Here is a 13,275-nt window from a genome sequence, read left to right on the forward strand (position 1 = left end):
TTGTCGGCGAGAGATAGAGGGTCAGAAAGGATGTCTTTCGGGGCTCAATTGCAGGCCACAATGTAACGCTAGGGGGCGCCCCGGACGAATTGAGATACTGCTGGACTCTCTGCCGCCATTCGCCTTCAAGGGCCGCAAAGTACGCGGAGTTGCGCCCCCCGGCTCGCTCCGCGACCAAGTCAGACACCAGCTGAACGCTGTCGACCGTAGGCGTCGGTAAACGCATCACCACCGGGAACCACCCTTCATCGCCTTGATCTGCACGATCAGCTCTTCGTTGAGATCGTCGCCCATCGCTTCGATGAGCGCATCCGCCGAGCCGAGCTCGCGATACTTCTGCTTCAGCCACTTCTCGAATGGTTTGGAGACGACGTTGTCGCCGAAGACATACGACGAAATCCTCTGGATGTCTCCGCCAAAGGTCTGGAACGGTGGATTCGAGATCACCAGGCCGTCATCCGTACGTTGAAAGACATGCACGCAGTCAGCCGGAACTTCGCGGACGATCACCTCAGAGTGGGTAGCGAGCAGCGCCTTCGAGTTGAAGCTGGCGAGGATTTCCTTGAGCATCTCGACGAACTGGATTTCGAGGGTGGGGTGCAGGAACAACTCCGGCTCGTCGATCAGCACGAGACTGTTCCGACGGATGGCTCCCAGAAGGTTGATGACGATATAGGCGAAAAGACGCTGTCCCGAACTAAGTTCGATCTGAGCGTCGTCTTTGAAGAATGTCACGCCGGATTCGGTTAGGCAGGCATCGAGCAGGCGGCTTGGCTGCAGTTGAGGCATGGTATGGGCCGCGACCGGTACGTAACGCCGAACGCCGACTTTCGCCACAGTGGGTCCGTCTGTCACATTCTCCGCACTGAGGAAGAGGGATCGGACCCGCTTTTGCGGGTCAATCTCCACCGCTGCATAGTCGAAATCGAAAGCAGTCCGAAGCACAGCTTCCATGGTGCTGATCTTCCTGGCCCAGTCCGTGACGGCCTTGAACTTCTGATCGTCTGCGACGCACGCGATGATCGCCTGAGCAGCGTTCTTTCTCGGAAACTCATGGGACAGCCTGATCGCTCCAGGCTTGCCGTCCAGCTTTTCTTTCCCACGTCCTCTGAAGCCAAAGTACCGGTACACGTCCTTGTCTTGGACCTGCAATCCGACCATGTCCACCGGAAATCGCTCGAAGGGACTGTAGGAAACGACAACGACCTGGCTGAGATTTGGCGGCTCGCGGAAGCCAAGTTCACCCTTCGCCGGTCTGACCCAGGCATCAACCATCTGGTGCAGTACGCGCGACTTGCCAGAGCCGTTCGGCCCGATTAGAACATTGATGTCATGCGGAAGCAGGCTTTCCGAGTCGAAATCGAAAGCCACCATCGATTCCGACTTGAAGACGTCCTGGAAACTGAACTGGAAGTTCTTGGTGGCGATAGCAAGATTTTCGAGAACCTTCCAACCGTCCAGGTAAGCCGCAATGCTGCCTCGCTCCCGCTGGAGTGAGCGTTTGAAGCCGTCCGTCTTCACAAGCGCCGTCGCATTTTCGTCCAGACTGCGTCGCACCAGCAGACTGGCGTCACGGAGCGCTGTTGCGATCTCAACAGTCGCCTCAACTCCCAGGTGTGCCTTCAACTGCTGGTAGAAAGTGATCTCCGTTGGAACCGAGACGTAGTCGATTCCAGGAGCAGGAAAGACGCCATCCCATCCAGCCTGGTACAAGTCGTCCAGAACTTGGTAGGAAGTCGCCCGATCCGAAATCAGAAGACGTATTCCAGCAAGATCGATTATTTCACCATCGATTCGGCAAGTAACGCCAAAGCTCGTCTCGAAGCCAAAGTCGTCCCAGTTATCCCAAAGTAATTCAAGAGAATCACCTGAACCGACTGGCGCCGGATTCCTGCGGCCGCTACGCCTTCCCGAATAGCAAACCTTCAACTTGTTCTCCTAAATTGCTGGTGAAAAGTCTCATTATGTTACATGGAATAGTAGGGTAGAGGGCCTGGTACACACGCGCAGTTGTACGGGTCTACGGCCACTTACACAGGCTGCTCGCCTCGAGTTCGCCGCTCGTTTCATGCGGCATGCATGGAGCATACTCAAGCAGGCGCGCTTTTCTTGGTGAAGAGCTAACAGGGTCGCGCTCGACAGCAATGCTGCAGACACCGGGCGTTAAAGGCTCTCCTAATAAAGACGGAAACCGCTGCACAACAGCCATTGGCTTGGCCAGAGCAATCCCTTAGCAAAATCAATCCGCCCTCAGCAAACGAGGCCGCATTGCTGAGGGCCCCTCAACTTTCAAGTAAGCGATCCTGATCTTGAAGCGCTTTTTCAGCGATTGAAGTGCAGCTTCCAATTCGCTAGTGTCATCGGTCAAGGTTTTCACGATGAAGCGATCAGTTGCGGGATCGTAGTGGCCGCTGTATACGAGTTCCAGCAGATTTGCATCCTTGGCCAGCGTTTCGCCGATGGTCTGGTTGATCTGCGCTGCCTCGGTTTTGTTGAGCTGGCTGTTGACCAGCGTCACTAGCGCATATTGCGGCTGGGAGGCGATGTACTTTCTGTCCTGGGGGCGGAGGTTCTTGACATATACCTTCAGCGATGGGTAGCCCGCCCGGGTATTGTCCATCTCGGATTGCATGTGGCGGTCAGAAAAGTAGGCCACCAGTTCCTCGTTGAGTTGGGCGATAACGGCAGATGCCTGGATGTGTTGGTTGACGGTCCCCGGGCTCAGATCCTTGTTGCCGTTTTGAAGAAGGTTCTCCTTGACGGCTTCATAGAGGGGGCTGCCGGGCGGAAAGGTCGAGACCGTTTGCGCAGTGGCCATGCCGTTGAGAAATACGACCAGCAAACACCCAACCATACGGCTCTTGAGCATCGTCCACACCTTTGAAAAAAATGGGCATGTTGTTGCCCGAAGCCCGAATGGGGTTTCAAGCAGTGACTCTATGTGGCAGGTCAGGAGATATATGGGAGAGTTGAGGCCGTTTGCAGTCAGCCACGCAGCGACATGCCTAAATCCTGCAGATCCTGCACGCACCGTCGCAGGTGCGCCTGCATCTTCTCGGTTTGCACCAGCATCGGCTCCAGCGCATGGCTGCAAGCATCCACCGCAGCAGCAAACGCAGCCACCATCTGCACGCACACAGCATTTTGCAAAGCCGCGTAAAGCGCATCAGGGCCAGTAACACCCGCTGGCAGCACCACGGCAGCGGCTTCCGTTGGCAGCACCGGCAACCCATAGCCCCCCAAATGCCCTCGCAGTGGCTCGCGGATCTCTACCTCAACCCGCGCAGCAACCTCAGCAGACCACACAGACAGCGGACCCGCGTACAACTCCAACAACCCAGGCAGCGCTGGGATGGTCTTGCGCCAAGCGGCGCGCCGCATGGCTGCCTTGCAGTGCTGCAGCCGCTTTGCTCCTGGGCCAAAGCCAGTTGCAACTGCTGCAGCCGGGGCAGCTGGGGCAGCTGGGGCAGCAGTTCAGTGTCGATGGCGCCTTGCACGTTTTCTTCCAGGTGGTGCAGCAGCCACCCCGGCCGGTTTGCGCTGTTGGCAGGCCTGGGCGGGGGCCAGTATTTCAGTGATGGCGGGAGAGGGGTGGTTGGTGGAGGTGGCGTCGGGCAGTCTTTGAGTGGCGGCTGAAGCCCGCAACGGCGGTGCCTCGGGCGAACTGGCGCAGCTGCGCCGGCATCATTTTGTGAAATACGCGACGCGCGAGGCCAGAACACTGCGACACTACCCCCACATTGGGCCGGCATCTTCGGGTTCTCGCGGTCGCAGGACCTGCAGGACGCTCCACCGGCATGCCCGGCGCCCTAGTCCTCTCCTTTCTTTTGGAAACCTTCAACATGTGCAAACGCGCTCTCCAGGCCACTGCCGCCGCAGTGGTCTTCGTTCTTTCAGCGCCCTTCGCCACCGCACGTACGCTGTGCACGCTGATGGCAGACGCCGATTCCGGCCAGCTGCTGGTGCAGCAAGGCCCGGCTTGCTCCGAGCGCGTGACACCTGCCTCGACTTTCTAGCTCGCCATCAGCCTCATGGGCTACGACGCGGGAGTGCTCAAGGATGCTGCAGAGCCTGCCTTGCCGTACCAGGCGGGCTATCCGGATTGGGCGGGCGATGCCTGGCGGCGGGACATCACGCCGACCACCTGGATGCGGGATTCGGTCTTCTGGTACTCGCAACAGGTGGTCAAGCGGCTAGGGCAGGAGCGCTTCGCGCACTACGTGAAGGCATTCGAATATGGCAATGCCGATGTCTCTGCGGTACCGGTCGATGAACCGGGGCAGAACGGGGTCTGGGTGATGGGTTCGCTGCGTATCTCCGCCGAGGAACAGCTCGCGTTCATGCGCAAGATCGTGCGCCGCCAACTGCCGGTGAGTGCACATGCCTATGACATGACCGCCGGCATTTCGAACTACGGCACCGAGGTCAACGGCTGGACTGTGCATGGCAAGATGGGCACCGGGTCGCCGGGCAGCGACCACCGCTATGACGCGAACCATGCTTATGGCTGGTACGTCGGCTGGGCGACCAGGGGCGCGCGCAGGCTGGCGTTTGTGCGCCTGATCCAGGATGCGCAAGCCCTCAAGCCCAACGCAGGGCTGCGTGCGCGCCAAGAGCTTCTTGGGCTTTTGCCAACCGCTGACCAGTAAGAAGGGCATCGCCATGGTCGTGCTGCGTCGCGCGCTTGCCGCCGTTCTTTTGCTTTTCAGCGCGTCCTGCGTTCCTGCCCAGACCTTGGCGCTGACGTTTGATGATGGCCTGGACCCTTCAACCGAGCCTGCGGCCGCATCCTGGAACCGGCAGATCCTGAAGTCGCTCCGCGATGCGGGCATCTCGTCCATGGTGTTTCCGTCACTGGTGCGTACCGGCCAGGGTGAGGGGCTGGACCTCATCGGGGACTGGGGGCGTGCAGGCCACGCCATAGGCAACCACACGTCCCGGCACCGCAGCCTGGGGTCGCCTCAACTGCCGCTTGCGGACTTTATTGGCGATGTCAAGGAGGCCGGCGCCGTGCTGAGCCGGATACCTGGCTGGTCGAAGATGCTGCGCTTTCCGTATCTGAAGGAAGGCAACATGCTGGCCAAGCGGGACGGCATGCGCCTGTGGATGCAGGCCGCAGGCTACAGGGCGGCTCCGGTGTCGATCGACGCGAGCGACTGGTACTACAACCAGGTGTATGTGGCCTGGCTGAACGAAGCAAATGCCGCCAAGGCCGACCAGGTGAAGGCCGCGTACATCGCACATCTGCTGGACCGAGCGGCCTACTACGACGGCCTGGCCCAGCAGGTCCTGGGCCGCAGTCCAGCCCATGTGATGCTGCTGCACACCAACAGGATCAATGCTGCCGCGCTCGATGAATTGATCTGGGCATTCCGGGAGCGCGGGTGGAGTTTCACCACGGCCAGGAGCGCCTTCGATGACCCGATCTACACCGAGCAGATCGATACCTTGCCAGCAGGCGAGAGTATCCTCTGGGCCAGCGCCAAGGCGGCGGGGATACCGGGTCTGCGCTACCCGGCCGAGGATTCCGTCTACGAGGCGCCCCCGCTACGCGCCCAGGGACTGATACCGGCGCACATGCCGCAGTAATGCACTGGCAAGGGGTTTGACGATGGTGCGGCAGGGGAGCCCAGCTGGGCAGTGCCAGCAGCTCGCCGTCTCTCGGCATCGGTTTGCGCAACACCACCCAGCGCAGCGGGCGGCGGCCCTCAGCGCAGTAACTGTGCCAACCAGCGGCGGCGGGCCTGTGTACGGCCTTCGGCAGGTGGGCGATGCCCCTTTGGCGCGCAAAGCCTGCGGTCTGGTCTTCTGCCCGAAGCCGGACGGGTGCCGTGAGCGCTTGACATTCAACTTAACTTGAACCTTAAGCTCGCTGTCTTCTCACCACATCCGATGCTGCAAGGGTAGACATGCAAACCATCTTGGGGGCCAATGGCCAAATCGCGACCGAGCTGGCGCGTGCGTTGAAGCGCCACTACACGCAGAACCTGCGCCTGGTCAGCCGCCAGCCGCGCAAGGTCAACGGTACCGACGCACTGGTCCGTGCCGACCTGCTCGATGCCATACAGACCCTGGACGCAGTTCGTGGCAGTGAGGTCGTGTATTTCACCGCTGGCCTGCCGCCGGACAGCGCATTATGGGAAACGCAATTTCCGGCCATGCTGCGTAACGCACTCGATGCCAGCCGGGCAGCGGGTGCCAAGTTTGTCTACTTTGACAACACTTATATGTATCCGCAAAGCGCGCAGCGGCAAACCGAGGAAACCGTTTTTGCCCCGAGAGGGCGCAAGGGCCGCGTGCGGGCCTTGATGGCAGAGATGGTGCTGGCCGAGATGCAGCGCGGCGATATCCCCGTCGCCATTGCCCGTGCGCCCGAGTTCTATGGCCCTGGCAAGACCCAGAGCGTCACCAACACGCTGGTGATTGCGCCGCTCAAGGCTGGCCGAAAGGCCAAGGTACCGGTACGGGATGACACGCTGCGTACGCTGATCTGGACGCCCGATGCCAGCCGCGCGATGGCGATCATTGGCAATACGGAGGATGCATACGGCCAGACCTGGCACCTGCCTTGCTGGGACGAGCGCCTGACTTACCAAGCCTTTGTACACCTGGCCGCCACCACTTTCGGGGTGGCGCCACGCTACCGCGTGCTGAGCCACTGGGCGCTGGTGGCTGCGAGCTGGGTGTCCAAGCCGGTACGCGAGCTGCGCGAACTGCTACCGCGCTATGCGCACGACCTTGTTTTTGATTCGTCCAAGTTCCGGCGTCGCTTCCCGCACTTTGTGGTCACCAGCTACGAACAGGGTTTGAGGCACATCGCGCAAGCATCCTTCTGAGCACACCGCGCTCCCTGCAAGGCGCCGCCCGGCGCGAGGATGGCGGCCACCCTGTGCCGGCCAGGGCGCTAGGGCTGCCAGAGCGGAGCCGGACCGGCCCGGGAGGTGTTTGCCGCGCCATGCGATTTGAAGACCTGCTCAGGTGCCGGCGCCGTTGGCCCGCTGCTTGCGCGCGGCACGCATCAGCTGGCCCATCTTCTCTTCGGCAGCGGTTTCAGAGGGCAGGAACGCAGACTGCTGTGCCAGCACATGGGTGAGCACACGGCGCGCGTTGTCCTGGCAATCCATGTCATCTGGCCGCGCCTCTATGTCGGCCAACAAGGCCTGCACCTGCCTTTTGCTGGTTTGCAGTTGTTTTTCCATGGACTTGATGTCGGCCAGTTTCTGGCGCAAGGTGGCCACGACCCCGTCATGGTCCCATCCTTGCAGGCCGCGTGGCAGCAATGCGCGAATGTCCTCCAGGCTGAAACCCACCTTTTGCGCCATGACCACCCACTCCAGCATTTGCACCATCTCCGGCGGGTAGCTGCGGTAGCCGTTCAAGCCCCGCTGCGCCGCTGGCAGCAGACCGCTTTGCTCGTAGAAGCGGATGCGCGATGTGGACAGACCTGTGCATTTGCTCAGTTCACCAATATTCATACGTCATTCTCGTGATGCATTGAACTTCCCTGCACGTTGAAGCTTACTGCGCTGGCAAGGCCAGTGCTGCAGAGGCGGTTGGTGGTGCAGGCCCTCCACCCGCCATGCCAGCGGACGCAACCGGGCCATTGCCGCACGCGGCCCCCTGACAACGTCTTACACAGCGGTGCAACAGCCTTGTTTTAACGTTCACAGGCTTGGCACCCTTCATTTTCGTCAACCGCTAGGAGTTTTTCATGTCTTTTGTCACTACCAAAGACGGCGTCCAGATTTTTTACAAAGACTGGGGGCCCAAGGACGCACAGCCGATCGTCTTTCACCATGGTTGGCCGCTGAGTGCTGACGACTGGGACAACCAGATGCTGTTCTTTCTTGCCCAGGGCTTTCGCGTGGTTGCGCATGACCGCCGTGGCCATGGCCGCTCCAGCCAGGTCAGCGAAGGCCATGATATGGACCATTACGCGGCGGACGCTGCGGCGGTAGCCGAGCATCTCGATCTGCAGCGGGCCATCCATGTGGGCCATTCCACCGGCGGTGGGCAGGTGGCGCGCTATGTGGCCCAGTTCGGTCAGCCCCAGGGACGGGTGGCGAAGGCCGTCCTCATCAGCGCCGTGCCCCCATTGATGGTCAAGACCCCGGCCAACCCCGAAGGCACACCGATGGAAGTTTTTGACGGTTTTCGCGCCGCGCTGGCCGCCAACCGTGCGCAGTTCTACATCGACGTGCCCACTGGCCCCTTCTACGGCTATAACCGCGCTGGGGCCAAACCGGTACAGGGCACCATCCAGAACTGGTGGCGCCAAGGCATGATGGGCAGCGCCCAAGCGCACTATGAAGGCATCAAGGCATTTTCAGAAACGGACCAGACGGCCGACCTGAAAGCCATCACCGTGCCCACCTTGGTGCTGCAAGGCGATGACGACCAGGTGGTGCCCTATAAAAACGCGGCGGTGCTGCAAGACCAGTTGCTGGCCAACAGCGAGTTGAAAATCTACAAGGGCTATTCGCACGGCATGCATACCGAAAACGCGGATGCCATCAACGCAGATCTGCTTGCGTTCATCCAAAAGTAAGCGCTAGAAGACCGGGGCGCCCTGCTGATGAGCCGCCTTGGACCATGAGGCAATGGTCCATGGTGGGCGCGCCGAACGGCGCCCTGGGTGGAGAGGCACCCGCATTCAACCCATGGGGGCCTCAGCCGCTGATGGGCGTCTCCCCATCGACAGCGTTCCAGCGCAGGACAGGCTTTGGTATCTCCATCCACTGCCGTTGCGCCTTGCACGGCTTTGCGCCATCAAGACGCTGGTGGCACAGGCACGCGCTGCGCAGGCCGGCGTGCTCGCCAGCCACCGGCCATCAGCATCAACAACACCAGCAGTATCGAGCCCCACTGGCCCAGCATGGGCACTGGGGTGGCTACCGCGTTGACGGGGACGCCGCCAACGATGGTCAGCGTTGCTGGCGCCGTGTTGTTGGCGGTATTGCTGTCTGTGCTATCGGTCACAGCCGCTGTGGCAGCAAAGCTGCCTGCCGCTGTGGGCGTGCCGGTGATGGCGCAGGTGACACTGCCGCCGACTGCGAGATTGGCAATATTGCAGGCGCCTAATACCAGGCCTGCGGGCAGGCCGGTCACCGAAGCGGCAGCGCTTGCACTGGCAGGCGCCGTACCACCGTTGGTGATGGTGATACTGCCGCTATAAGTCGTTCCAACCGTGCCTGCGGGGAGGTTGGTGCTCACGGCCAGGTCTGGAAAAGCACCCACGGCAATGGTGGCGGTGGCGCTGTTGTTGCGGGGGTCGAGATCGGCCGTATCCGTGGCAGCCGCCGTCACAGCGAAGCTGCCTGCTGTGGTAGCGGTGCCGTTCACGCTGCAGGTGACGCTGGCGCCGGCGGCCAGATGGGCCACATTGCAGCTGCCCAGCGTGATTCCATTGGGCAGGCCTGTGATGGACACGGAGGCAGCGGCATCTGCCGGTCCGGAGCCGTTGTTGGTGATGGTGACCGTGCCGCTGTACGGCATGCCGACCGCAGTGCTGCCAGGCAAGGCGACTGCCATCACCAAGTCGGAAAACACCACCTTGCGGACCACCCTGTTATAGGCGTCACTGATAAACAGGGCGCCTGCGCTGTTGAACGCGACCGCCGAAGCGCCTCTCAGTTGTGCATTGGTAGCAGGACCCCCATCGCCTGAATAGCCGGCAGCACCGGTTCCGGCCACCGCCGTGTTGACGCCATTGGCGTCCACTTTGAGGACGTTGTTATCCTGCCCGTTGGAAATATAGAGATTGCCGACACGGTCAAAAGCGAGGCCCGAGGAGTAGCGGCTGGTTCCCATGTCATTGCTGAAGTTTGCTCCTGGCACCGAGCTGATGATTCCCCCGGCATCGATCTTGCGCACGACCCGGTTCTGTACATCGGCCATGTGCAGATGGCCCGCTGCGTCAAAGGCAAGTCCGGTGGGGAAGTTCAGGGCCGCGCTGGTGGCGGCTCCTCCATCGCCGCTGTAGCCCGCAGAGCCCACTCCCGCAACCGTGGTGATGGCGCCGCCGCCATCTACTTTGACAACGAGGTGTTGAAACGCCAGCGACGTATAGAGTTTGCCGCTGCTGTCCACCGCTATTCCGAATGGACTGCGGCCATTCAAATCAGAGAACAAGGTCACCGTGCCGCTGGCATCGATCTTGCGAATCCCTCCCGCCATCGAGCCCACATACAGGTTGCCAGCGTTGTCGAACGCGAGTCCGGTGATCTCGCTAAAGGAAGCGCTGGTGGCAAGGCCACCGTCCCCACTGTTTCCCGCTGCTCCATTGCCCGCAAACGTGGTGATGCTTCCATTGGTATCCACCTTGCATATGACATGGCTTTCGGCTATGTATAAATTGCCTTGGCTGTCCACTGCGATATCGTTGCCGCCGTACTCCAGATTGACCTGGGTCGCGGGCCCACTGCTGCAATTGCTGAGACCCGTACTGGTGGTGCCGGTGCCCGCCACTGTCGAGATGGTCTGCGCCTGTGCGATACCGGTAAGGGCGAGCAAGCCGGTGATGACCAGGCTTCGCCCGGCAAAAGACGAGCCAATAAAGCGCTTGAACCACATGGGAAATACTCCTGAACCCCCTAGATCTGTTATGAGGGGATGGTGATCATTGGTTTGGTATGGGTACCGTCATCCAGCTGCACGCTGAGAGGTCAATAGCCAGGGCAAGCAGCCATTCATTGGACTGGTCATTGGATGACTGGGTGCCTATAAATAGGCAATGCTTGCCGAGTCAAGGGGGTGAATGGCCGGCATCACAAAAAAATAATATATATGCTTGATGCGGGTCTATTGGGTAATAGAAGGCATGACTATGGCGGCAATATTCCATGATATGGATATCGGATGGCTGCAAAACACCTCCTGCTGGTGCCGGATAACTTTGAGGCATGACCGGCTTTTACTCCATTCGGACAATCACGTAGAAATAAACAAAGAGTTTTGAATGAAATCAAAAATACCAGCTGCGCGCTCGTTCGGATAATGGGAGGGTTTGAATGCCTGTGGCGCTGAAAATGCAAGCTCCGCGGTGTTAGCTGCGATAAACGCGTGCCATTTATCCCGCGGTGCAGCCATGCGCCCACTTTCCCGGGCAGCGCATCCCGGCCTCAGGCCTTGCCGGCGTGCCCCAGGAGGCGCCAGGTGGATAGGCAGGAGCCTGCGCTCCATGCCGCGCATGGCACCCTCTTGCCAGCGCGCAATCATGCAGCCTGCGGGCGCAGATCCTGCCAACGATAGCCCAGCACTGCCAACACGATGGTGCCCATGCCCAACCACTGAGGCAGGGTGGGGTGGGTGCCAAACCAGAGAAGATCCACGGCCAACGCAACTGCCGGGTAGATAAAACTCAGCATCGCCACTGCCGGGGCGCTCAGCCGCTGAAACGCACCGTACATCAGTCCGTACATCCACGCGGTGTGCAGCAGCCCCAGAATCAGCACGCAGACCACGGTGCTGGCACCGGGAAGACCGGTGCTGTGGCGCATGGCCTGCAACAGTGCAGGGGCGGACCAGCATGCCAATGCGGCGCCGCCTGCCAGCATCTGCACCATCGCAATCTGCGCGGGCGCGATGTTCTTGACCCGCCGGGTGCTGATGACGGTGGCGGTGTAAAGCGCGGCAGCCAGCAGCGCCAGCGCTATTCCCCATACCGGCGCGCTCGCGGACGGGGCCACACTGGCCACGGCATCCGTGCCCAGCCCACTGCTCAGTACCACGCCGCACAGTGCCGGCACCATCCATAGCAGCTTGCGCCAACCGATCGCCTCGCCGCCCAGCGCTGCCGCCAGTACCAGCATGAAAGGCTGCACATGGTAGACCACGGTGGCAACGGCGATTCCCACGTAGGCATAGGCATGGAACAGCGCCACCCAGTTGGCGACCAGGGCCACGCCACCGAGCACCATGGAGAGCCAGCCCGACCTGCTCGGCGGCACCCAGGCTCGTTGCCACAGGATCCACAGGCCCAATCCCAGCGCGCCAAGCAGGCAGCGCAGCAGGACGACATGCTCTACCGGCAAACCACTTTCGATGACGACCAGCCCGATCGTCCCTGACAGAGCCATTGCGGCCACCATGCGCCAGGTGCCGCCGCCTTGCACTGCAGTGAATGCACTGGCCTTGACTGGAGGGATGCCCGCTACGCTTGAGGAGTTCATGATTTCATCGACGAGATAAGAGGATTGCGATGGTCAGGCCTTTCGATAGAATTGACAATATGGCTTGAAATCAATTAATTGTTGCCTGTGATGCAACGATCGATGCCCATGAATACCGACTCTCTTCCGCTCGCCGACATGCAGGTATTTGTCCAGGTGGTGGCCCAGCATAGTTTTGCCGGTGCGGCGCGCCACCTGCGCCTCACCACCAGTGCCGTGAGCCGTAGCGTAGGCCGCCTGGAGTCCGAGCTGGGGGTGAAGCTGCTCAACCGCACGACCCGGTCCTTGTCGTTGACGGAGGTAGGTGCGGCCGTGCACGCCGATTGTGTGCTGATGCTGCAAAGCGCCGAGCTTGCGGTGTCGCGTGCCACTGCCCACCGCCAACAGCCGCAGGGCGTGTTGCGCATGAGTGCCCCCTTGGTCTTTGGCGATTGGTGGCTGGCCCCGCTGCTGCCCGGTTTCTGCGCGCTTTTCCCCGAAGTGCAAGTCCAGCTGACCATGCGCGATGAACTGCTCGACCTGACCGCCGAAGGGCTGGACCTGGCGATCCGCATCAGCGGGGCCGATGCGCTGCCGCCCGCGATGGTGGCTCGGCCGCTCAAGCGCATTCATTATCTGCTGGTCGCGCACCCAGCCTACCTGCAGACCCGGCCGCCCATCACCGAACCCCAGGATCTGATGGCCCATCGATGCATGAGCCTGGGTTATGGGCCGTTTCAGAACGTGGTGGAACTTGCTTGTGTTGCGAGCCCTGCTGCACCCCCCGTCAAGCTGCGGCTGAACACGCCCATCACGATTGCCAGCAGCCATGGTTTGCTCAACGCGCTGCAATCCAATGCCGTCGCTGGCATTGCGCTCATGGCCGAATTCGTGGCCTGCAACCATCTCGCCCAGGGCAGCCTGGTGGAGGTGCTGCCCGGTTGGCAGTTGGTGGGAAGCTATGCCCCTCGGACCGCCTATGCCTTGCATGCACCAGGCCCCCATGTACCTCCTAAATTGCGGGCCATGCTGGACTATTTGCAAAGCCAGACCGCCGAGGCGGTGACGAGCGGCACACCTCTTGCAAGTGCTGGTTCCAGGTAGCTCGGCAGGCAACAGCCGCCAC

General features: G+C 61.0%; 10 protein-coding genes and 1 pseudogene. 5 read left to right on the plus strand and 6 right to left on the minus strand.

The features are described from left to right. Positions 1-225 precede the first annotated feature (225 nt). From AB7A72_RS11440 to AB7A72_RS11450, 3 genes are all read right to left on the minus strand, one after another. Complete coding sequence (locus AB7A72_RS11440; RefSeq protein WP_369460035.1) at positions 226-1,929, minus strand: ATP-binding protein; 1,704 nt, start codon at positions 1,927-1,929, stop codon at positions 226-228. Between the two features lie 310 nt (positions 1,930-2,239). After that, positions 2,240-2,869, minus strand: coding sequence for a hypothetical protein (locus tag AB7A72_RS11445; protein ID WP_369460036.1), 630 nt, complete (start codon positions 2,867-2,869; stop codon positions 2,240-2,242). 116 nt (positions 2,870-2,985) lie between these two features. After that, positions 2,986-3,222, minus strand: a complete 237-nt coding sequence (locus tag AB7A72_RS11450) for a hypothetical protein (protein WP_369460037.1) — start codon at positions 3,220-3,222, stop codon at positions 2,986-2,988. 620 nt (positions 3,223-3,842) lie between these two features. Between AB7A72_RS11450 and blaOXA the strand changes: the two are divergent. From blaOXA to AB7A72_RS11465, 3 genes and pseudogenes are all read left to right on the plus strand, one after another. Continuing rightward, positions 3,843-4,649, plus strand: a pseudogene (gene blaOXA, locus AB7A72_RS11455) (class D beta-lactamase). Then, positions 4,603-5,589, plus strand: a complete 987-nt coding sequence (locus AB7A72_RS11460; protein WP_369460038.1) for a polysaccharide deacetylase family protein — start codon at positions 4,603-4,605, stop codon at positions 5,587-5,589. The pseudogene blaOXA and the gene AB7A72_RS11460 overlap by 47 nt, the downstream one beginning before the upstream one ends. 320 nt (positions 5,590-5,909) lie before the next feature. Next, positions 5,910-6,836: an NAD-dependent epimerase/dehydratase family protein gene (locus AB7A72_RS11465; RefSeq protein WP_369460039.1), complete on the plus strand. Its 927-nt coding sequence runs from the start codon at positions 5,910-5,912 to the stop codon at positions 6,834-6,836. A 138-nt stretch (positions 6,837-6,974) separates the two neighbouring features. On the opposite strand, the gene AB7A72_RS11470 is transcribed toward AB7A72_RS11465, so the two are convergent. Beyond that, a complete protein-coding gene (locus AB7A72_RS11470; protein ID WP_369460040.1) occupies positions 6,975-7,475 on the minus strand; it encodes a MerR family transcriptional regulator in 501 nt (166 codons plus the stop codon). A gap of 236 nt (positions 7,476-7,711) precedes the next feature. Between AB7A72_RS11470 and AB7A72_RS11475 the strand changes: the two genes are divergently transcribed. Continuing rightward, positions 7,712-8,548: an alpha/beta fold hydrolase gene (locus AB7A72_RS11475; RefSeq protein WP_369460041.1), complete on the plus strand. Its 837-nt coding sequence runs from the start codon at positions 7,712-7,714 to the stop codon at positions 8,546-8,548. 221 nt (positions 8,549-8,769) lie between these two features. Here AB7A72_RS11475 and AB7A72_RS11480 read toward each other — a convergent pair whose 3' ends face one another. Together AB7A72_RS11480 and AB7A72_RS11485 are read right to left on the minus strand one after the other, a co-directional pair. Beyond that, the gene (locus AB7A72_RS11480) at positions 8,770-10,572 is read right to left on the minus strand and encodes an NHL domain-containing protein (protein ID WP_369460042.1); all 1,803 of its coding nucleotides are present in this window, start codon (positions 10,570-10,572) and stop codon (positions 8,770-8,772) included. Positions 10,573-11,213: 641 nt separating this feature from the next. After that, a complete protein-coding gene (locus AB7A72_RS11485) occupies positions 11,214-12,170 on the minus strand; it encodes a DMT family transporter (protein ID WP_369460043.1) in 957 nt (318 codons plus the stop codon). Positions 12,171-12,278: 108 nt separating this feature from the next. Between AB7A72_RS11485 and AB7A72_RS11490 the strand changes: the two genes are divergently transcribed. Next, on the plus strand, positions 12,279-13,253 hold the full coding sequence (locus AB7A72_RS11490; RefSeq protein WP_369460044.1) for a LysR family transcriptional regulator: 975 nt from the start codon (positions 12,279-12,281) through the stop codon (positions 13,251-13,253). Positions 13,254-13,275 lie beyond the last annotated feature (22 nt).

Source organism: Comamonas sediminis (genome assembly GCF_041107495.1).
Classification (GTDB): Bacteria; Pseudomonadota; Gammaproteobacteria; order Burkholderiales; family Burkholderiaceae_C; genus Comamonas; species Comamonas sediminis.